We start from the raw sequence: 22,678 nt of genomic DNA, 5'->3' as shown, positions 1-22,678 counted from the left end.
AAAATGGAAACTCTCCATTCACATTAGTTAAGGGGGAAAAAGGATGTTTGAAGACACTTTAGAACTAGCTGAGAACAAACTTCTTTTACTTTATATACTTAATGAATTAAAATTTCCTATTTCAAAAAACCAGCTTACAGAAATAATTCTTGAAAATAATTTTATGAACTATTTTATTCTTCAACAGTATATTTTGGAGTTGATTTCTTCAAATTTTGTTGAGTCTGTAGAGCAAGATGGTAAAAATAGGATTTCTATAACAGCTTCAGGTATAAAAGTATTAAACTTATTTTCAAATAGGCTTATGGATGATAAAAAATCACTTGTTGACAAATATATAAATGTAAATATGAACAATATTAAAAACGCAATAAGCATAACAGCAGATTATACAATAGAAAATAAAAATAGCTATATTGTTAATTTAAAGGCTAAAGAAAGTGATATAACTCTAATAGAAGTAAAATTAAATGTAGTTTCAAATAAACAAGCAAGGGAATTATGCGCAAAATGGAAAAACTCTTCTTCTGATTTATATACAAAAATAATAAGCCTGCTAACTAAAGATTAATTTTCCGAAACAGCAACATGCCTGTAGGTTCTTTTCCTATAGGTATTATTTTTTTTGTATTTGTCTTAATATCGAAACATATAAAATTATTGTTATAATTATCTCCTATATACAATTTTCCCTTATCCTCAATAATTCCCCTCAGCATTCCGCCAATGTATATTCTCTCTATTTCCTTTAGTTCCTTTAAACTTACTATACTAACAGTGCCATCCCCAAAATTTGATACAAAGCATAAATCTTTATCATAAAATATATCTATCGGCCACTTTCCCAAACTTATTTTAGATATGCATGATTTGCTTTTAAGGGAAATTATGTTTATACTCCCATTTAAATCAGTTCCTATATTGCTTTCACAGACAATCACACTTTCTCCATCATCAGTAAAAATGGATTTAGTTGGATATTCTCCTACTTTTATGTTATATATATCCTCTGTATTTTCACCATTAAAAACTGTTATATTTGAATTAATTATATTAGTAACAACAAAGTAGTTAGTTTTACTGTTAAAATCAATGCTGTGAGGCATATACCTGCATGGAATAAGTTCTTCTATAACTTCATTTAAAAGGTTGTACTTTACTATGCTATTTGAATCACCACATATCGCATATGCACTATCCTTAAAAGTTCTAACATCATTGCAATTCATCCCAATAAAATAATTTTTGCATACTTTCCTTTCTTTTAAATTAATTAATGACAAAGTATTACTATAATTATTAGCAGTAATTAGCTTATCTTTGTATTTGCATATACCGTGGGGACCTATTCTTTCATATCCCCCCTTCATGTTAATTTTATAAATCTCCCTCAAATTCTCCAACTCAACAACTGATATATCATCAGATCCACAATTACATATACAAATTAAGCTCACAATTTTTTCACATCCTCTTAGCGTAATTTCACTATTATAATATGAAAGGTATTAACATAGTGCTATAAATAATCTTGACAATATTTATTTTTTTACTGTATATTTATCTATAGAACATAAGCTAGAAAGGATGATACTTATTATGCATATTTTTAAACCCACTGGAGTTTGCGCAAAAGAAATTCATTTTGACGTAGTTGACAATAAGCTTGTCAATGTTAGTTTTGTTGGTGGATGCTCTGGAAATACACAAGGAATATCTAAATTAGTTGAAGGTATGGATGTAGACGAAGTTATTAAAAGATTAAAAGGTGTTAACTGCGGAGGAAAAGGAACATCATGTCCTGACCAACTTGCAAAAGCATTAGAGGAAGCAAAGTAGTAGTGTTTCGTGACATTAAATAAATTCAATAAATCTAAGGGGGATATTTTAAAAATCCTAAGAAATTTTAATAACTCACTATCGTTCAAACAATTAAAATTTCTAAGTCTTTTTAAAATATCCCCCTAAGATTTATAAGAATTTCTTTAAATCGTCACTTCAACACTACTACTTTGCTTCTACGTGAATTAAGGAATATTTTCCTCCGTGCCTACGGAATTTTGGTGTACATGAATATCTAGTTGCCTAATGTATAGGAACAAAAACATAGCCAAATAAAAAGTAAATATCTGTTTATCTAAATTTCACTGTATAAAATATTGAAATCACTATAAGATTTGTATATAATTTACCATATAAAGTAGTGAAAATCGGAGGTTTTAATATATGAAAAGGCCTAGTTGGATAACATTCATTGGATACTTCTACATTTTTGGGGCAATTGCATTAATCTTAACATTAGGAGTAAAACAAGATATTGATATTAATTTACGATTTGGGGTTCCATTTTTACCTGAAACGGCAGTAAGAATAGTTATTTCATTATTTTCAATAATTATGGCTTATGGATATCTTAACTTAAAAAAATGGGGATATTGGACTATGCTTATATATTCATCGCTATTCTTAATTATTAGTATAAAACAGGCTAATATTTATCATAGTCAACTCTTTATAGGCAATGCGGTATTTTCCGCACTAGTTATAGCCTACACATTTAGAAACCGCCATAGCTTTTATAGTACTATATAGATAAAGATAAACCTCTGTGACTTTTAATAGTTGAACTGGGTTTTCTATAGAGATAAAATGCTTGAAACATTAAAATTACAATTTATCATGATAGATTTGAAATTTTCAATTTTATTTTTATATTACCTATCTATAGGAGGATGTGAAAAAAGGTATTCTGTAGGTTTTACTATACCACACATGAAGCCTCATGAGCGGCTCGTAAAAAAGAATACCTATATTTTTCACATGCTCCTATAAAGAAGCTATAACTTTTTCAAATATTTCAAGTGCCTTATCTATTTCGTATAGATTTACGTTTAAAGGTGGTAAAAATCTTATTGTATCTTTTCCTGCGGTTATTAAAAGAAGCTTATTTTCAAAACATTTATTTATAACGGCTTTTATATCACATTTTAAGGGTGTTCCTATTAGAAGCCCCATTCCTCTAACTTCTTTAATAACTTCATATTTTTCTTTTAAAGCATTCAGCTTCGTAAACATATACTTACTTTTTTCTTCTACATTTTGTAAAACTCCATTATTGATAAGTTCATTTAAGACAGCAAGTGAAACACCAGCTGCAAGTGGATTTCCTCCATATGTATTGCCATGATCACCTGGCTCAAATACATCTGCCCTTTCATTGGCAAGCATAGCACCTATTGGAAATCCACCACCTAAAGCTTTTGCTATACATACTATGTCTGGTACAACACCAAATTTCTTATACGCAAAAAGGCTTCCCGTTCTTCCTATTCCACATTGAACTTCATCGAAAATCAAAAGCGCATCATTTTTATCACATAATTCACGAAGGAGTTTTAAATATTCTTTATCGGCTGGTATAATTCCTCCCTCTCCTTGTATGGGTTCAATTATAACTGCACAAGTTTTGTTACTTATTTTACTTTTTATATCATTTTCATCATTAAAGTTAACACTTACTACATCGGGAATAAGTGGTTTAAAAGTTTCTTGATACTTAGGCTGCCCTGTAACTGATAACGCTCCTAATGTTCTTCCATGGAAAGAATTATTCATATATATAATTTGCTTTTTATCTTCTCCGTGTATTGCTCCATATTTTCTAGCAAGCTTTATACCTGCTTCAATACCCTCTGTACCACTATTACATAAAAAAACTTTACTGTGATCACTATTTTTACACAATATCTCACTTAGTTTCATTGCATTTTCGTTCCAATAATAATTAGATATATGCATAAGCTTGCTACTTTGCTCTTGCACAGCTTTTACTATTGCTGGATGACAGTGTCCTAGACAATTTACTGCAACACCAGAAACAAAATCAAGATACTCTTCACCTTGTGTATCATAAAGTTTTGTACCAATACCCTTTTCAAAAACAATATTAAATCTTCCGTAAGTGTTCATTAAATAACTTTCTGACATTTTTCTTCCTCCTTATCATAAATGGTAGTTCCACTATAATCTAATAAATCATTAATTAAACAATGTTCATTTCTTCCATCTATAAGATGAACATTTTGTGTTCCATTTAATATAGCTTTAACACAGCACTCCATTTTAGGAATCATTCCACCTGATATAATTCCTTCCTTTATATAGTAATCTATGTCATTTATACTCAAATTATGAATTAAACTGCTAGGATCCTTAATGTCTTTATATACACCTGCAACATCAGTTAATATTATAAGTTTTTCAGCATTTAAAGCAGAACTTATAAATGAAGCTGCATAATCAGCATTTATATTATATATATTTCCATTATCATCACATCCTATAGGTGAAATAACTGGAACCTGACCATTTTTAATTAAACTTACAATAAAAGTTTCATTTATATTTACAACATCTCCAACATAGCCTATATCAATTTTCTCATCATTCTTATAAACATACTTTTTACAAGCTTGTATTATTTTATTATCAACGCCGCTTAATCCAACAGCTTTTACATCATTCAAATTTAAATTTAATGAAAGACTTTTGTTTATTTTGCCAGATAAAACCATTTGAACTATTTCCATTACTTTTTCATCCGTAACTCTTAGTCCCTCAATAAAATTGCTCTTTACTCCAGAAATTTCAAGCCATTTTGATATTTCTGGTCCACCACCATGTACTATAACTAGATTAATACCTATATTTCTAAGTGCTTTTACATCCTCTATAAAAGCATTTTCTGCTTCCTTATTTTTCATTATACTTCCACCATATTTAATTACAAATGTCTTACCCTTAAAAGCTTTAAGTTCCCCTAAAGGCTCCTCTAATTCATTTTCAATATTTTTCATATAACAACACCAACCTTAATTTTATTGTCGCGTATAATTATACACATTTTTAGCTAAGTTTTCAATAAATTTTGTGAATTTTATTGAATATTTAATCATTGTTATGTATAATGTTAATTGCATCAAATTTTCTTAATTTTGATTGCAAATTTAAAAATTATAATTGATTAAAATAAAAACTGGAGTGATGACGAAGATGATAAAAGCAGGCATTATGGGGTCAACAGGATATGCTGGAGCTGTTCTCACACAATTATTAATAAACCATCCCAATGTAGAAATAATTTTTCTAGCATCTCACAGCTATGCTAATAATACCTTTAACTCAATATACAGTAATCTAAAAGGTATAACAACACAAATATGCATAGGTGATGATGATGTAGAACTTAATTTAAATAAAATTGATATACTCTTTATGGCTTTGCCTTCAGGTGCAACCTTTTCCATAACACAAAAAGCCATAGATTTAGGTGTTAAGGTAATTGATTTAGGCGCCGACTATAGATTAAAATCAAAAGAAGTATATGAACAGTGGTATAAAATTAAACACGGCTGTACTGATTTACTTCCTAAAGCTGTTTATGGATTGCCAGAGCTCTATAAAAATGACATTAAAGCTTCTAATTTAATTGCAAACCCTGGTTGTTATCCAACAGCATCTTCCCTAGCTCTTATCCCTTTATTAAAATATGATTTAATAGAAAAAAGTTCCATAATAATTGACGCAAAATCTGGTGTAACTGGTGCAGGAAGAAAGGCTTCAACAAATAATCTATATGTTGAATGTAATGATAGTATAAAAGCTTATGGAGTTGCTTCACATAGACATACTCCTGAAATTGAACAAACTCTATCTGATGTTGCAAAAGAGGAAATAAATTTAATATTTACTCCTCACTTAGTTCCAATGAATAGAGGTATTCTAGCTACCTGCTATGCAAATTTAAGTAACAAAGTTAATATTGAAGATGTATACAAAATATATAGAGATTTCTATAAAGATAAACCTTTTATAAGAGTAATAGATGAACTTCCAGAAACAAGGTGGGTTAAAGGTTCAAATTATTGCGATATAGCAATAAGAATAGATAAAAGGACTAATAAAATTATTGTTCTGTCTGCTATTGATAACCTTATGAAGGGTGCTGCAAGTCAAGCAGTTCAAAATATGAATATAATGTATGATTTAGATGAAACTACAGGTATTAATATGATTCCAATGTTTCCATAAAAAATATATGAAAGAAGGAAGTATGATGAAATTTTTTTATGATAAATCCATAACTGATGTACCATTTTTTAAAGCTGCTGGAATACACAGTGGTTTAAAAAGAAAAAGAAATGATTTATGTGTAATATACAGCGAAAAGCCTTGTGTTTCTGCTGCAACCTTTACAACAAACAAAGTAAAAGCTGCTCCTGTTCTTTTAGATATGGAACATATAAAATCAAGCAAAACCTATGCTATTGTTGTAAACAGCGGCAATGCTAATGCCTGCACAGGTGATGACGGATATAAAAAAGCTCTTGAAATGGCTAGTACTACAGCACAATTTTTAAATTTAGAAACTAATGAGGTGCTTGTATGCTCCACTGGAGTTATTGGTGTTCCTCTTCCTATGGATATTGTTATACCTGGAATAAAAAAAGCTTGTAGTGAGCTTTCTCACGAAGGTGGAAATGAAGCTGCAAAAGCAATAATGACTACCGATACCATAGAGAAAAAAGTAGCTGTAGAATTTGAACTTGATGGAAAAACGGCCATTATAAGTGCTATGGCAAAAGGTTCAGGAATGATTCATCCAAATATGGGTACAATGCTTTCCTTTATAGCTTCAAATGTAAATATAAGTAAAGAAATGTTAAATAAAGCTTTAAAGGAAAGTGTAGAAGACTCTTATAACATGATTTCTGTTGATGGAGACACAAGTACCAATGATACTGTAATTGTGCTTGCTAATGGTTCTCTTATGAACAAAACTATTTCTGAGGAAAATGATGATTACAAAATCTTTAAAAAAGCACTTCATCATTTAAATATAGAACTTTCAAAAATGATTGCAAAGGATGGAGAAGGCGCTACAAAATTAATTGAAACAAAAGTTTTTAATGCCTGCTCTCTAAAAGATGCTAAACTAAGTGCAAAGGAAGTAATAAAATCAAGTCTCGTAAAAACAGCTATATTTGGAAGTGATCCTAACTGGGGTAGAATAATTTGTGCACTTGGATACAGTGGTGCAGCTTTAGATCCGTCAAAGGTTGATATATCATTTTCAAACTCTGTAGGCACAGTAGCTACTTGTGTTAAAGGCGCCTCTGTAGAATTTGATAGAGACCTTGCAGTTAAAATCCTTAGTGAAAATTCTGTTACAATTATTATTGACCTAAATGATGGAAATTTTAATGCTACAGCTTGGGGCTGTGACTTGACTTATGAATACGTGAAAATCAACGGGTGCTACACAACTTAAATCAGAGTACAGATGACAGATGACAGAGTACAGTTAAGGTTGATTTACCTTTCCTTACGTCAGGTAAATCTTAAACTTATATGTCGTCCAGCTTCGCTAAACAACATTAAGTCTATGATTGTGTAAGCAATCATAGACTTAAGTTTTAAGATTTTCTGTAGCTTTGCTACAGAAAATCATCCTTCACTGTACTCTGTACTCTGTCAGTTGTACTCTGAATAAGGGTTTGCATTTTTTAAGATTTATCTCATTACTTATATAAAATTAACTTTCTTGCAGTGTTCTATCATTTTATTCATAGATTTTAAATTCAATTCTGGCCACTGAAATCCTAATTTCGAAAGTATTTTTTCTGTTTTTTCACATACATTTATAACTGAATGATTTTCCACCTTCAGGCTTCCTTCCAACATTTGTGAATGTACTAAAAAATTATCAATATACCCTCTTAACTCAGCTTTATTATAATTATAATATATATAATCTAAAAAATCCTCAAAAGGAACTAATTTAATATCCATATTTAGCTTTCTAAGTAGCTTATCCATTAAAATTAAATCTACATAATTAGGATTAAATATGTGATATATTTCATTATTTAATTCACACCTATTATATAATAAAGTAATGGCCTTACTTACATAATCAACAAATGAAAAATCAATTTTAAAATCCATCTTAGGCATTCTTCCTAATTTTATATATGACTTCACCATTTCATAAAATCCATTTTCACCTATATTCTTTTGAAAAATTCCTGTTTCAGAATTAAACACAATATTTCCAACTCTAAATATATTAGTATTAATTTTATTATTTCTTGCCTGTAATATAAGTTTTTCTGCCATTACCTTGGTTTTCAAATAATAATTTTCGATATTATCATTCACTATATTATCATATTCGCTGAATAACAAATTCTCATTTTCGCTCTTGCCTAAACCAATACTAATAGTTGAAATATGGTTTAGAGCTTTATTACGAATATAGCCTGCAAATTCTATTATCCTCTTAACACCTAGTACATTTATATCATAAAATTCTTTATATTTACCATAGTGCTTTACATTAGCAGCAGAATTAATAATACATTCCACCTCTCTAGCTAAAGTCTCATAAACCTCTTTTTCTAAGCCGAACTTTTCAACGGTCAAATCACCATTTAAAATTTTAATATTTTTTAAATGCTGCTCACATATATTTTCTTTAAAATAAAATTCATAATTTTTTATTAACCTTTCCTTTGCTTCTTCTTTACTATTTCCCCTTACAATTAAATAAATAATCTTGTCATCTTGCTTCAATAATTCACGCAATATATGAATTCCTAAATAACCTGTTGCCCCTGTTAAAAGTATTTTATTATATTTTATTTCTTTTTTTACATTAATTTCATCATATAACCTATTTAAAATTTTATATTGATTCATGCCATAACAAATTTTTTCATTATCTAAATCCTTAGTTAATGCTGCTTCTTTTAAGAAATCTATTTTATGTTTTAAATTATTTTTATTAAATTTTAATTTTTTAGCTAAGCTTGCCACAGTTTTATTTTCAAATATATCATTAATTGTTATTTCAAAATCAATAATTAATTTAGACACTATTTTAATTGCTTTAATTGAATCACCGCCTAAATCAAAGAAATCATCATTTATTCCTATTTTTTCAACTCCAAGTACAAGTTGCCATACTTCAACTAAACTTTTTTCAATATCACTTCTTGGTGCCTCGTATTCTTCTCTTGCTATTTGCTTCATATCTATTGGTGGAAGTGCTTTTCTATTTATCTTTTCATTTGAAGTTAGCGGCATTTTTTCTATTTCTACAAAATATGCTGGTATCATATAATCTGGCAAGCTTTTCAATAGTTCTTGCTTCAATTCTTTAACACTAAATACTTTATTCTTAACCACATATGCACATATACACTTATTTCCATTTACATCTTCTCTTGCTACTACTGCTGCTTCCTTCACTTCTTTTAACTTAAGAAGCTGAGTTTCTATTTCTCCAAGCTCTATTCTAAAGCCTCTTACCTTTACTTGATTATCCTTTCTGCCTATATATTCAATATTTCCATCTGGCAGCCATCTTACTAAATCTCCTGTTTTGTACATTCTTTTTCCTATCGCAAAGGGATTATCTACAAACTTTTCTCTCGTAAGTTCTGGTTTATTTAAATATCCTCTTGCAAGCCCAATTCCTGAAATACATAATTCACCTGCAACACCTATTGGCTGTAAATTATTATTGTTATCTAAAACATATAATTTTGCATTTGCTATTGGTTTGCCTATTGGTATATTACAATACTCCTTCTTTACCTCAAATGCAGTTGCTAAAACTGTACATTCAGTAGGCCCATAGCAATTTATTATTTCATATTTATTTTTAATAAAACATTTTAATTTATCTCCAGCTACTATAATTCTTCTAAGAGACTTATTTCCCAATTTCATAAACAACTCACAAAATTGTGTAGGTAAAAATCCAATAGTTATTTTATTTTTTTCATAATATTCATTCAACCTAATAAGCTCTAATCTAATTTCTTCTGGTATTATATATAAAGCAGCTCCAGAAATTAAATATGGAAAAATTTCTTCAACAGAAGCATCAAAACTGTTAGATGCATACATTGCTGCCCTGTCACTTGAAGTAACTAAATGATATTTATTATGCCATAAAGCTACATTTACTAATGATTCGTGCTCAATTAATACGCCTTTAGGTTTTCCAGTTGTTCCTGAGGTATATATTACATACGCCAAATTTTTAGGAGTACTTATTCTTTTTAAATTACTTCCATCACCGACAAATAAGTCTCCATCTTCTAAATTAATTTCTGTACCTTTAAATTTAACTTTACTCTTTAAATAATCTTTTGTAAGTAATATACTTGTTCCGCTATCTTCAAGCATGTATTTAATTCTTTCCTCAGGATAATTTGGATCTACAGGCAAATATGCTCCACCCGATTTTAATATTGCAACAATACCTATTATTAGTTCAATGGACTTTTCCATCATTATACCAACTATATCATCTGCTTTTACACCTTTTTCTCTTAGTATCCTAGCAAGTTTATTTGACTTTTCATTTAATTCTTCATAAGTTATACTATTATTTCTATATACAACTACTGTATTTTGTGGAGTTCTTTTTACCTGTTCCTCAAATAAATCAACTATTGTTTTAAGTCTTGGATATTCTTCTTTTGCGTTATTAAAATCTATTAATAGCTGCCTTTTTTCATATTCAGAAATTATATTTACTTCTGATAGCTTTACTTCAAGATTTTCTGCAATTGCTTTTAATATGTTTACATAATGCTCTGCTAGTCTCTCTATAGTTTCCTTTTTAAAAAGTTTTGTACAATATTCAAAATTAAATTTTATTTCTCCTTCTTCCTTTTTTGCAATCAAACTAAAATCAAATTTTGACGTTTTTGTTTCAAAAGCATATGGTTTAAACTCTAATCCTTCTACCTTTACACCTTCGATATTCATATTTTCCAAAACAAACACTACATCAAACAATGGATTTCTAGCATTATCTCTAGGTATGTTTAAATTACTTACCAATTCTTCAAATTGATACTCCTCATTTTCAAATGCACCTAAGGCAGTTTCTCTAATTTCAAATAAAAATTCTTTAAAAGTTTTTTCTCCTTTAGGATAATTTCTCATTGCAACAGTATTAACAAACATTCCCATAAGGTTCTTTAAATCAGGATGTGTTCTACCTGCTACTGGCGTTCCAACAATTATATCCTCTTGCCCTGTATATCTAAATAATAAAACATTATAAGCTGCAAATAGAAGCATATATAAAGTTACTCCATTATCCTTTATAACTTTAGTTAATTTCTCGGTTAATTGTTTTTCTATTTTAAACCTTACGTTGTTTCCCTCAAAGCTTTTACAATTTAATCTTTTATAATCTGTTTGTAAATTAAGTACAGGTATTTCTTCTTTAAATTTGCTAAGCCAATATTTCTTTTGTTCTTGAATAACTTCAGTTTTCATTAAGTTTCTTTGCCACTCAGAAAAATCCTTATAATGTATATTTAAAGCTTGTAATTTTCCATCCAAATATAGGGTACTAAATTCTTTTTCAAAAACCCCCATTGACATTCCATCAAATATTATATGATGAGTATCTAGTATTAATATTTGCCTTTCATCAGAAATTTTTATAACCCCACCTCTTAAAAGTGGTGCTTTATTAAGTTCAAAAGGCTTTATAAATTCATTTGCTATAGCTTGTACTTCGTCTTCTTTAGCATTTTTATAGGCAATTTTAAATTCTACTTGCTCATATATTTTTTGTACCGGTTCTCCATCTATCAGTGCAAAATATGTTCTAAAAGAATCATGCCTTTTTATAATTTCCTTTAAAACCTTTTCAAGTTTATTTAAATCTAGCTTTCCTTTAACTTCCCATAGCATTGGAATATTATATGTCACTCCAACATTATTAAATTGACTTACAAGGTACATTCTCTTTTGAGCGGAAGAAACAGGATAATATTCCTTTTTTTCTATAGCTTTAATTGGTGTATATATATTTTTCTTAGCATTGCTAATATATTCATAAAGACTCTTTATAGTTGAATTTTTAAACATATACTTTAATGGTATGTCTATATTAAACTGTTTGTTTATTCTATATTTAAGGGCGGCAACCTTTAATGAATCTCCTCCATGTTTAAAGAAATCATCATTTATTCCTATTTTATTTACATTTAATAGGCTTTTCCAAAGTTTAAATAATTCTTTTTCAACATCATTTCTTGGCGCTTCATATTTTATTTCTGTACTTATACTATTCTCAGGTTTTGGAAGCAGTTTTTTATTTATCTTCCCATTTGTCGTTAGTGGCATTTGTTCCATTTGTATAAAATATGTTGGAAGCATGTAATCTGGCAGCTTGTCCGCTAATTCTTCTTTTAAGTCTTTAATATGAAACTTATCTTCTATAACTACATATGCACATACATATTTATTTCCGTTTTCATCCTGCCTTGCTAATACTGCTGCTTCCTTCACTTTATCTAATTTTAAAATTTGAGTTTCTATTTCACCTAATTCTATTCTAAACCCTCTTATCTTTACCTGATTATCTATTCTTCCTATATATTCTATATTTCCATTGGGCAGCCATCTAGCTAAATCTCCTGTCTTATACATTCTTTTTCCATCTTCAAAAGGGCTTTCCACAAATTTTTCTCTTGTAAGCTCTAATCTATTTAAATAGCCTCTTGCAAGTCCATCTCCAGAAATGCAAATTTCCCCTGTTACCCCTATAGGCTGCAAATTATTATATTTATCAACAATATATATTTTTGTATTTGCTATTGGTTTTCCAATTGGAATATTCTCATATTCATCATCAACAGTAAATGCCGCTACCAAAACTGTTGTCTCTGTAGGTCCATAGCAATTTGTCGTGCTGTAATTATTCTTAAAAAAAGATTTTAGTTTTTCTCCACCTGTCATAAGATGTTTAAGTGAATTATTTTTTAGTTTCATAAACATTTCGCAAAACTGTGTAGGTAAGAAGCTATTAGTTATGCAATTTTCCTCATAATATTTATTTAGTTTAATCAGATCTAACCTAATGCTGTCAGGTATTATATATAAAGTTGCTCCTGATAATAAATATGGAAAAGTTTCACCAATTGAAGCATCAAAACTATTAGATGCATACATTGATGCTCTATCCTTTGAGGTAACTGAATAATAATTTTTATGCCAAAAAACCATGTTAACTAGAGCTCTATGTTCAATTAATACTCCTTTTGGAACACCTGTTGTTCCTGAGGTATATATTACATATGCAAGATTATTTGAAGTAGTTATATTATTAAGATTTGATGAATCTTCTTTATAAAACTCGTCACCTTTTAAATCAAGCATTACACCGGAAAACTTTATTTCAGCTGCTAAGTTACCCTTACTAATTAATATTTTAGCTTTGCTATCTTCTAATATATATTCAATTCTCCTTTTAGGGTAATTAGGATCTATTGGTAAGTAAGCTCCTCCAGACTTTAATATTGCCATCATACCTACTATAAGTTCTATAGATTTTTCAACCATTATGCCTACAATATTCTCCGCTCCTATACCTTTTTTTCTCAATACTCGTGCAAGTTTATTTGCCTTATTATTTAATTCCTCATAAGTTATACTAGAACTTTTAAATACAACAGCTGTATTTTGAGGTGTTTTTTCTACCTGCTCCTCAAACAACTTAACTATTGTTTTATTTCTTGGATATTCCATTTTAGTGTTATTAAACTCATACATAATCTTTTTCATTTCAACTTTTGTTAATATACTTATTTTTAAAAGAGCTTTATATGGATTTTCAATAGTTTCATATAATAAATGTTCAAAATCCGCAATTACATTTTCAATAGGAAAATTTTTATCAAACATATCAATTTGATAATCGAAATCTATATTTACAGCCTCTTCACCTTTAAAATCGCTCACAAAAATTGTCAAAGCATTTTTTTCACATTGGTGTGTAAGTAATTTATATTCAGTCTTACAATTTGAAAACTGATATGAATAATCATGTTTTAAGTATGAAAACGCTATATCAAATAAACTTTTTTCATATTTTCTTCCATTGTCACTTTTTCTAACCGAACATTTTAAAGGAAATCTTTCATACTCATAGCATTCTACTAATTCTTTCTTCATCTTAACCATAAATTCCACAAAATTTAATCTTTGGTCAATTTTCACTTCAAATGGCAAAACATTTGAAAAAATTCCTACAGTAGCTTTTTCCTTATCATCTTTTCTATTTAAAACAGGTACTCCAATTGCAAATTCATCTTTTCCATAAACTTTTGAAAAATATATAAATACTGTTCCTAAAATAAAGTGAAACGCAGAACAACCATTTTCCTTGCTAAACTTTTCTATTTTATCATAAATGGAACGTTTTATAATCAAAGTCTTCTTAGAACTAACCAAATTACCCTTTAGTTTCTTAGGCATAATACTTTCTGGCAAACTTTCTAATTTTTTATTCCAAAATATTTCATCTCTTTTACAAGCTTTGGAACTCAAATATTCCTTATTTTTAAAAACAAAGTCTTTGTAATGGTATAATTTTTTTTCAATTTCTATTTCTCCAGCTAAAAGTTTATTGTAGATTTCAATTATCCTTTTATGAATAAGGGAAATTGACCATCCGTCTGTAATGATATGATGAAACTTTGTGAACCAATAATATAAATTTTTATTGACTTTTATTAATTGAAATTGAAAAAGGATATCGTTTTCTTTGAAGGGTTTTGTCATCTCTCGTTGCAACCATTTAAGAGAATATTCTATGGAATTGCTTTGGTTTGAGAAATCATGAAATGGAAGTTTATAATCAATATTTACTATATATTTCTGAATAGGCTCTTCACTAGTATCATCTATTATTGTTCTTAAGGCGTCTGCTTCTTTTATTAAAAAATTAACTGCTTTTTCTAAAATATCTAACTTTATTTCACCACTTATTTTCATATAACCACCAATATTAAATAATGAACTATCTGGATGCACTTTTTGTTCTAACCAAATATTTTTTTGATATTCAGTAAGTTCACATTTATCTACTTGTTTTAAATCCTTAATGTCATTTAACACCATAATTGCCTTCTTTCTCAAATTACTTTCATCATAATATTATCACGTCAACTTTTTTGTTTCAAACAAGATTGATTTGTAATATAGTTAACACAAATGACTTATTTTTACTTTTCATAAGAAGTAGCCTAAGTTATTATGTTAAATATAAGAAATTATATTATGAATTTTAGTAATCTAATTAAGTTTAATTATGAATAAATTTTTTCAACTGATGTATAAAAAATAAAGCGGTATACGAGTATTTAAAATTTCGAGCTACTCATATACCACTTTATTTTTAATGCAACTGCTCAATACTATTTTGCACTACACTTAGTTCGCAATGTTTAAAATTTGTGTATAAAATTAAACTGCTTCTTCCGAATTCTTAAATTGGCTTTCATAAAGCTTAGCATAAACCCCACCTTTATTTAAGAGTTCCTCATGATTTCCTCTTTCAACAATTTCTCCATTGTTCATTACTAAGATTACATCAGCGTCACGTATAGTTGAAAGCCTGTGAGCTATAACAAAGCTTGTTCTACCTTTCATAATCGATAAAAATGCACTTTGTATTTTTGCTTCTGTTCTAGTATCAACACTGCTGGTTGCCTCATCAAGTATTAGCATTGGAGGCTTTATAAGCATAACTCTTGCTATAGTGAGTAACTGCTTTTGACCTTCTGAAAGATTTGCACCTGATTCTGTAATAACTGTATCATAGCCATCTGGTAGCTTTTCAATATAGCTGTCAATATAGGCTTCTTTTGCTGCAGTTTCAATTTCTTCCTGCGTAGCATCTAACTTTCCATAAGCTATGTTTTCTCTTATGGTACCTTCAAAGAGCCAGGTATCTTGAAGTACCATTCCAAATAAACCTCTAAGATTCTCCCTTTTAATTTCATATATATTAGTACCATCAATTAATATCTTACCATTAGTTATATCGTAAAATCTCATAAGTAAATTTACCATAGTAGTTTTACCTGCACCTGTAGGTCCAACAATAGCAATAGTACTTCCTTTTTTTATGTCTGCATTAAAGTTATTAATTAGTGGTACCTCTTTTACATATGAGAAAGATACATCATGAAAGCTTATATTTCCTTCACAATTAGTGATTTCTTTTGTTTTATCAATATCTTCTAGTTCTGGAGTTTCATCTATTATTGCAAATACTCTTTCAGCAGATGCAATTGCAGCCTGAAGCTGGGTTGCCACACTAGTTACGTTATTTATTGGCTGCGAAAATTGAGTTGCATATGTCAAAAAACTTGATATTGTACCTACACTAAGTCCAGTCAAAACTGAAAGTAAGCCTCCAACAACACCAACTAAAGCAAAGGTAACATTATTTACGTATCTAGTTGCTGGATTTGTTAAAGATGAATAAAATTGTGCTTGTTGTCCACATTTATAAAGCCTTGAATTAATCTCGTTAAATTTTTCTTCAGCACGTTTTTCATATCCAAATACCTTTACTACCTTCTGACTTCCAATAATCTCCTCAGCATATCCATTTAATTCTCCTACAGTTCTTTGCTGTTCCTTAAACATTTTATTTGATCTCTTTGTTATAAAAGAAGCAATTAAAAAGCATAAAGGTGTCATAACAACTATAACTAAAGTTATTTTTATACTTAAAGTAAACATTAAAACAAGTGAACTTACTATAGTTACAATTCCAGGGAAAAATTGAGTTATTCCTTGAAATAAACCATCTGAAATAGCATCTATGTCATTTGTAAGCCTACTCATTATATCTCCATGGGGATTTCTATCAAAATAGCTAAGTGGAAGAGTACTAATTTTTTCAAACGCTTCATTTCTTATGTCCTTAACAGTTCCAAAGGCTATGATATTTGCTATAACTGTGAATATCCAAGTAAACAATGAACTAATAACATATACAACGGCTAAAATCATTATTATTTTTGATAAAGTACCAAATTCAACTTTACCTTCTCCAACAATCTTATTTATGCCCTTTCCTACAATAAAAGGCATAAAAGCTGCGAGTACATTACTGATAAGTGCACAAATAAGTGACACGACTAAGTATAATTTATACTTTCCAATATATTTTACTAATCTAAAAAAACTATTCTTCTTCATCGCGATCACTCTCCTTTGAAAGCTGAGAATTATAAATTTCCTTATATACATTGCAGCTTCTCATCAATTCTCTGTGGTTTCCGATTCCTGAAATTTTTCCATTATCTAAAACTATTATTTTATCTGATGCCTTAATTGTACTTATTCTTTGGCTTACCATAATAACTGTCATTCCTTTTGTACTTCTCTTAAGATCTGACCTAAGTGCAGCATCAGTAGCATAATCCAAGGCACTTAAGCTATCATCCATAATTAGTATTTCTGGTTTACGTACAAGTGCTCTTGCTATAGCAAGTCTTTGCTTTTGTCCTCCTGATACATTTACACCGCCTTGAGAAATTTTTGTATCATATTTTGTTGGAAATCTCTCTATAAATTCTGATGCTTTCGCTATGTTAGCTGCCCATTTAACTTCTTCCATAGTTGCATCTTCTTTTCCCCATCTTATATTTTCTGCAATTGTTCCAGAAAACAAAATTGACTTTTGTGGTACTACACCTATTTTATTTCCTATTTCTTCTTTAGGATATTCTCTAACATCAATTCCATTTATTAATACTTTTCCTTCAGTTGCATCATATAGTCTTGGAATTAAATTTATAAGAGTTGTTTTTCCAGAACCGGTACTACCTATTATTCCAACAGTTTCCCCCTTTTCTATTTCAAAAGAAAAATTAGATATGGAGCTCTTCTTAGCATTTTTATATGCAAAAGATACATTTTCAAATTTTATTAAAGCTGTTTTTTGTTTTGATATGTTATCTACCGCTAAATTTTCATTGTATTCTATGCTTGATTTTGTATCAAAAATTTCATTTACACGTACACCACTTGCAGAAGCTTTTGTAAAGGTAACAATAAGATTTGCAACAATAATAAGTGCAGATAAAACTGAGTTGGTATAATTTATAAATGCAATTATTTTTCCATTTGTAAGTAAACCATTATTTACTCTAATAGCTCCAAACCATAATATAAATAAAATAGAAAAATTCATTATCACACTAGTAATTGGATTCATTAATGCTGATATTTTTCCTACACGAACTGAAGTATTTGTTTGAATTTCATTTGATTTTTGAAATCTTTCTTTTTCATATTGTACCATTGAAAATGCTCTTATAACCCTTATTCCAGATAAATTTTCTCTAAGTATTAATGCTAATTTATCCAACCTTTTTTGAACAGTTTTGTAAAGTGGAAGTGTCCTTGACATAATTAAGTATAAAACAATTGCAAATATAGGTATAGATACAATCAATATTATTGCAAGTTTTACATCAAGAAATAATGCCATTGTAACTCCGCCTATGCATAAAAAAGGCACTCTTATAGCAAGTCTCATAAACATAGCTAAGGCTAGTTGCAGCTGATTTACATCGTTTGTAACACGATTAATAAGTGAAGCCGTTCCATATTCATCTATTTCATTATATGATAAAGTACCTATCTTTTTAAATAACTCCCTTCTCAAAATTGTTCCAAAACCTTGAGATGCTATAGATGAAAAATACTGACAAGTAAATGCTGAAGCAACCCCTAGTGTCGCTATAAGAAGCATTATTCCACCTATTTCTAATATGTAAGATGTACTTCTAATTTTTATTCCCTTGTCCACAATTAAAATCATAATTGTAGGCAACAATATTTCAAATATTGCCTCAAATAATTTAAATATCGGTGCTAAAATAACTTGTTTCTTATATGGTTTTACAAATCTTAGTACTAATTTAACCAAATTGTAACCTCCTCAAAATGCGATTTTTGTTGAATATATTTCTAATTTCATTTATTATTATAACAAAGACAAATGTATATTAAAAATACATAATATATATAGCTTATATACTTTTTTTATATAGATATACCATTTCAACTACCAAAATCAATTTGCATCATAATGCCAAGAAAACGTCATTTTGATACAAATTAATTTTGAAGTTTCAAGTGGTTTATCTCTAGAAGGAGACCTTATGGATATTAAACAATTAAAGTATTTTTACACAATAGCGGAAGAAGGCCAAATAACTAATGCTGCAAAAAAACTTCACATTGCACAGCCACCTTTAAGCTATCAGTTAAAAAGCCTTGAAAATGAACTAGGTGTAAAGCTTGCTGAAAGAGGAAGTCGCAGCATAAAATTAACAGATGCCGGGCTTATGCTCTATAACCGAGCAAAACAAATACTAAGTTTGACCGAAACTACTATAAGTGAATTAAAGGATTTTAAAAATGGAACCCACGGAACACTTTCTATAGGAACAGTTTCTTCTTCAGGAGCCGCCCTTTTAACTAGTAGGCTTAATACCTTTCATAACAAATATCCCTTCATAAACTTTGAAATACGTGAAGGAAATACATATGAATTACTGGATTTATTAAATAAGGGTATCATTGAAATAGGAATAGTTAGAACTCCATTTAATCCAACAGCTATAAACTGTATTTACTTACCCAAAGAACCTATGGTTGCAGCAATGATTAAAGATTTAAATTGGACTGATAATAAAATTATTAATATTAAAGAATTAGCAGACAAGCCTTTGATTTTTTATAAAAGATTTGAAAAACTCATATATGAAGCATGTCAAAATGCCGACTTTGAACCAAATATATTTTGCAAAAATGAAGATGCAAGAACTTCGCTGCTGTGGGCAAATGCTGGACTTGGAATAGCCATTGTTCCAAAATCTTCATTAAAACTTATAGGAGCTTCCGATTTAATTTATAAAGAAATTGATAATAAAGCCCTATCAACTCAAATAGCTGCAATATGGATTAAAAATGGATATATCTCTTCTGCTGCCAAAAATTTTTTAGACACTTTTTCAAAGGACTATATTTTAAATGAGGAATTATTTAAATAAAAGGCTATGTTTTAAATATTGTGAACAAAGGTGTAGTGCAAAACCAAATAACAAGGGACAGGTACATTAAAAATAATGTGGTATACGAGTATCTCGAAATCTTAAATAAAATTAATAAATCTAAGTGGCAAATTTTCTGAAAACTTAAGAACTTTCAATAACTCGCTGAGAAGAAGCTCAAACAATTGAAAGTTCTAAAGTTTTCAAAAAATTCCCCACTAAGGTTTATACAACTTTATTTTAAATATTTCTTCGACACTCGTATACCACATCATTTTTTTAATGCACCTGTCCCTTGTTATTTTGATACTTGTACCACACCTTTATTTCCAATGTTTAAATAAGTTCGTATTACAAAGTTTAGATGCAGGAACTTTTGGCAGTTGAACTAGTTTAAATAGATATTAAAAACTTACCCAAACAATGGTGTAGTACAAAAACTTAAATAATAAGTGGGAGCTCTGCATAAAAAAATGATGTGAGGAATAGCGTTGAAGAAACATTTAAATAAAATTTTGCGATTTAGTCTCTTAGATTTATTAATTTTATTTAAGGTTTCAAGATGCTATTAATCACATCATTTTTATGCAGAACTCCCACTTATTATTTTGTTTTGCACTACACCTTTGTTCGCAATAATTTTAAATTACGTATTAAATAAGCTTATTGCGACAACCACTCATTTTTTTATACAAGTTTTCCAAAAGTAAATCCTTGCGATTTCAAATATTGTATTATTGCTGGCAGGGCTTGTACAGTTGTTGTTTTAGCTGGAGCATCATGCATTAATATCAATACTTTATTTTTTCCTTGAACATCTCTTTCTACATGGTTAATCAATGCATCCACTGGTACAAAAGGATGTTCTGCATCGCCATTAAGGGCATTCCAATTTACAAATCTATATCCTGCAGCCGCTACAGCCGCCCTAAAAGGTTCTAGCCTATTTCCCCAAGAACCTCCTGGGAACCTCATGAATTTAGGTATGTATTTATCTCCAAGTATAGATTTTAATACTGTATCACATCTATTTGTATCTTCTAAAAATGCTTCAGGCGATTCCCTGTAATTTAAAAAATGGCTATAAGTATGATTAGCAACAGATTGACCATCAGCTACTTCTAATTTTGCAAGTTCTGGATACCTCTCAGCATTTTTACCTATTAAAAAAAACGTTGCTTTTATATTATTTTGATCAAGAATATTTAATATTTTCTTTGTATTATTTATCGATGGACCATCATCAAAAGTTAAATATGCTATTTTATTGGGATTGCTTCTTTGAAGTTCCCACGGGAAAACTTCCCCAGGCTTACAAGCTTCTATATTGCAATCATTAACACTACTCATAACAACTTTTTTTATTTTATTCTTTTTAATGACAACTTTTTTATGTTTCTTAATATGAATATTGGAAGCACTAACATTAGCCTTCTTAACATAATTGCTTTCAAATATACAAATAGCACATATACTAATTACCACTATAGTAGCAATTAAAATACTTTTTCTCTTTCTCATCTTCAATGTTTTTTTTATTTTTGTCAATAGTTTCACCTTCTATAATATTTATTACAATTAATATTATAACAAAGTAAAAAAACTATTAAAAATACATAATAAGTATCTGAGACATATATTATATGTATGTCTCACTTTTTTAATACCCCAAAAGTATATCCTTGACTTCTCAAATATTGTATTATTTCTGGAAGTGCTTGAACAGTAGTTGTTTTAGCAGCAGCGTCATGCATTAAAATAACGACAACATTTTTCCCATATGATTCCTTTTTTACGTTACTTGTCAAATAATTTACAGGTTCAAGATATCTATCCGCATCTCCTGTAAGTACATTCCAATTTATAAATCTATAGCCGTCATTTTCTACAGCTTGTTTATAAGGCTCCATGGTTCTTTTAAGGCTAGGCGTATTCTCATATAAGCCACCTGGGAATCTCATAAATTTAGGTATATATTTATCTCCCAATATATTTTTTAAAATCTTATCACATTTTTCTATTTCACCTATAAATTCTTCTGGCGTATACCTTTTATAATTTAGAGGATGGCTATATGTGTGGTTAGCAACAGAATTTCCCTCTGCAACCTCCTCTTTAACAAGTTCTGGATACCTTTCGGCATTTTGCCCAATTAAAAAGAAAGTTGCATTTATATTATTTTCTTTTAGTATATTTAATATCTTACGTGTATTAATGGATGGACCATCATCAATAGTTAAATATGCTATTTTTTTTGTACTATTTTTTTGATTTTCCCACGGTTCAACAAAACCTGGTTTGGCATCTGCAAGCTTGTACACTTCCATTCCTTTTGCAACATTATCTTTTTCCTCAGGTTTCACCTTCGTTTTTACGATTTTTTTTATTTTATTAATTGGGTTAGTTGCATTAACTCTTGAATTCTTGCTATAGTACTTACCAAATTCAAAAGAACCATACCAAAAAATTAATGCACTCATACAAATTAAAATAATAGCTATAATTCCTTTTCTTCCCAACAATGCCTCTTTTACACCTTTCAATAATTTCACCTTCTATACAATTTAGATAAGCATACACCTACATATAAGTATATTACTTTATAACAATATAATACATATGTTCAAACTTATTACAATATAATTACATAATTAAGTTACACACAAATAAGTATGGTTAATATAAGACATATTAACCATACTTAAGGCATCTTAAAA

General features: G+C 29.1%; 14 protein-coding genes. 6 read left to right on the top strand and 8 right to left on the bottom strand.

All coding sequences use genetic code 11. The features are described 5' to 3' along the window. The first annotated feature begins 43 nt into the window (after positions 1–43). Positions 44–571 (top strand): DUF4364 family protein, encoded by a 528-nt coding sequence (locus CUEA01_RS04675; RefSeq protein ID WP_234119028.1) that lies wholly within the window; start codon positions 44–46, stop codon positions 569–571. On the opposite strand, the gene CUEA01_RS04670 is transcribed toward CUEA01_RS04675, so the two are convergent. Then, the gene (locus tag CUEA01_RS04670) at positions 561–1,457 is read right to left on the bottom strand and encodes a YncE family protein (protein ID WP_234119026.1); all 897 of its coding nucleotides are present in this window, start codon (positions 1,455–1,457) and stop codon (positions 561–563) included. The genes CUEA01_RS04675 and CUEA01_RS04670 overlap by 11 nt on opposite strands. Positions 1,458–1,599: 142 nt before the next feature. On the opposite strand from CUEA01_RS04670, the gene CUEA01_RS04665 reads away from it, so the two are divergent. Both CUEA01_RS04665 and CUEA01_RS04660 read left to right on the top strand, forming a co-directional pair. Further along, positions 1,600–1,839 (top strand): TIGR03905 family TSCPD domain-containing protein, encoded by a 240-nt coding sequence (locus CUEA01_RS04665; protein WP_234119024.1) that lies wholly within the window; start codon positions 1,600–1,602, stop codon positions 1,837–1,839. Between the two features lie 387 nt (positions 1,840–2,226). Beyond that, positions 2,227–2,592, top strand: coding sequence for a hypothetical protein (locus CUEA01_RS04660; RefSeq protein WP_234119022.1), 366 nt, complete (start codon positions 2,227–2,229; stop codon positions 2,590–2,592). Positions 2,593–2,826: 234 nt separating this feature from the next. Here CUEA01_RS04660 and CUEA01_RS04655 read toward each other — a convergent pair whose 3' ends face one another. Then, positions 2,827–3,987, bottom strand: a complete 1,161-nt coding sequence (locus tag CUEA01_RS04655) for an aspartate aminotransferase family protein (protein WP_234119020.1) — start codon at positions 3,985–3,987, stop codon at positions 2,827–2,829. Continuing rightward, positions 3,969–4,856 (bottom strand): acetylglutamate kinase, encoded by an 888-nt coding sequence (gene argB, locus CUEA01_RS04650; RefSeq protein WP_234119018.1) that lies wholly within the window; start codon positions 4,854–4,856, stop codon positions 3,969–3,971. The genes CUEA01_RS04655 and argB overlap by 19 nt, the downstream gene beginning before the upstream one ends. 196 nt (positions 4,857–5,052) lie before the next feature. Between argB and argC the strand changes: the two genes are divergently transcribed. After that, on the top strand, positions 5,053–6,090 hold the full coding sequence (gene argC, locus CUEA01_RS04645; protein WP_234119010.1) for an N-acetyl-gamma-glutamyl-phosphate reductase: 1,038 nt from the start codon (positions 5,053–5,055) through the stop codon (positions 6,088–6,090). 25 nt (positions 6,091–6,115) lie between these two features. Further along, positions 6,116–7,330, top strand: coding sequence for a bifunctional glutamate N-acetyltransferase/amino-acid acetyltransferase ArgJ (gene argJ, locus CUEA01_RS04640; protein ID WP_234122123.1), 1,215 nt, complete (start codon positions 6,116–6,118; stop codon positions 7,328–7,330). A 254-nt stretch (positions 7,331–7,584) separates the two neighbouring features. Here the strand turns inward: argJ and CUEA01_RS04635 are convergent, their stop codons facing one another. The 3 genes from CUEA01_RS04635 to CUEA01_RS04625 form a co-directional block, all read right to left on the bottom strand. Then, positions 7,585–15,018, bottom strand: a complete 7,434-nt coding sequence (locus CUEA01_RS04635; RefSeq protein ID WP_234119009.1) for a non-ribosomal peptide synthetase — start codon at positions 15,016–15,018, stop codon at positions 7,585–7,587. Between the two features lie 327 nt (positions 15,019–15,345). Next, positions 15,346–17,094 (bottom strand): ABC transporter ATP-binding protein, encoded by a 1,749-nt coding sequence (locus tag CUEA01_RS04630; RefSeq protein ID WP_234119006.1) that lies wholly within the window; start codon positions 17,092–17,094, stop codon positions 15,346–15,348. Continuing rightward, positions 17,081–18,832, bottom strand: coding sequence for an ABC transporter ATP-binding protein (locus CUEA01_RS04625; protein ID WP_234119004.1), 1,752 nt, complete (start codon positions 18,830–18,832; stop codon positions 17,081–17,083). Before CUEA01_RS04625 ends, CUEA01_RS04630 begins: the two co-directional genes overlap by 14 nt. A 235-nt stretch (positions 18,833–19,067) precedes the next feature. Here CUEA01_RS04625 and CUEA01_RS04620 point away from each other — a divergent pair, with 235 nt between their 5' ends. Further along, the gene (locus tag CUEA01_RS04620; protein WP_234119002.1) at positions 19,068–19,961 is read left to right on the top strand and encodes a LysR family transcriptional regulator; all 894 of its coding nucleotides are present in this window, start codon (positions 19,068–19,070) and stop codon (positions 19,959–19,961) included. Positions 19,962–20,648: 687 nt separating this feature from the next. Here the strand turns inward: CUEA01_RS04620 and CUEA01_RS04615 are convergent. Together CUEA01_RS04615 and CUEA01_RS04610 are read right to left on the bottom strand one after the other, a co-directional pair. Then, positions 20,649–21,482 (bottom strand): polysaccharide deacetylase family protein, encoded by an 834-nt coding sequence (locus CUEA01_RS04615; RefSeq protein ID WP_234118983.1) that lies wholly within the window; start codon positions 21,480–21,482, stop codon positions 20,649–20,651. A 131-nt stretch (positions 21,483–21,613) separates the two neighbouring features. Next, complete coding sequence (locus CUEA01_RS04610) at positions 21,614–22,504, bottom strand: polysaccharide deacetylase family protein (protein WP_234118981.1); 891 nt, start codon at positions 22,502–22,504, stop codon at positions 21,614–21,616. Positions 22,505–22,678 lie beyond the last annotated feature (174 nt).

Origin of the sequence: Clostridium hydrogenum, assembly GCF_021432385.1 — a bacterium.
Classification (GTDB): Bacteria; Bacillota; Clostridia; order Clostridiales; family Clostridiaceae; genus Clostridium_S; species Clostridium_S hydrogenum.
The sequence above is the reverse complement of the archived record's forward strand: the minus strand, read 5'-3'. Positions and strand labels throughout refer to the sequence as shown.

Excerpts from the sequence above, each read along its gene's own strand:
- argB (WP_234119018.1), bottom strand. The coding sequence starts at position 4,856 with ATGAAAAATATTGAAAATGAATTAGAGGAGCCTTTAGGGGAACTTAAA.
- argJ (WP_234122123.1), top strand. The coding sequence starts at position 6,116 with ATGAAATTTTTTTATGATAAATCCATAACTGATGTACCATTTTTTAAA.
- CUEA01_RS04620 (WP_234119002.1), top strand. The coding sequence starts at position 19,068 with ATGGATATTAAACAATTAAAGTATTTTTACACAATAGCGGAAGAAGGC.
- CUEA01_RS04630 (WP_234119006.1), bottom strand. The coding sequence starts at position 17,094 with ATGAAGAAGAATAGTTTTTTTAGATTAGTAAAATATATTGGAAAGTAT.
- CUEA01_RS04660 (WP_234119022.1), top strand. The coding sequence starts at position 2,227 with ATGAAAAGGCCTAGTTGGATAACATTCATTGGATACTTCTACATTTTT.
- CUEA01_RS04615 (WP_234118983.1), bottom strand. The coding sequence starts at position 21,482 with ATGAGAAAGAGAAAAAGTATTTTAATTGCTACTATAGTGGTAATTAGT.
- CUEA01_RS04655 (WP_234119020.1), bottom strand. The coding sequence starts at position 3,987 with ATGTCAGAAAGTTATTTAATGAACACTTACGGAAGATTTAATATTGTT.
- argC (WP_234119010.1), top strand. The coding sequence starts at position 5,053 with ATGATAAAAGCAGGCATTATGGGGTCAACAGGATATGCTGGAGCTGTT.
- CUEA01_RS04665 (WP_234119024.1), top strand. The coding sequence starts at position 1,600 with ATGCATATTTTTAAACCCACTGGAGTTTGCGCAAAAGAAATTCATTTT.
- CUEA01_RS04675 (WP_234119028.1), top strand. The coding sequence starts at position 44 with ATGTTTGAAGACACTTTAGAACTAGCTGAGAACAAACTTCTTTTACTT.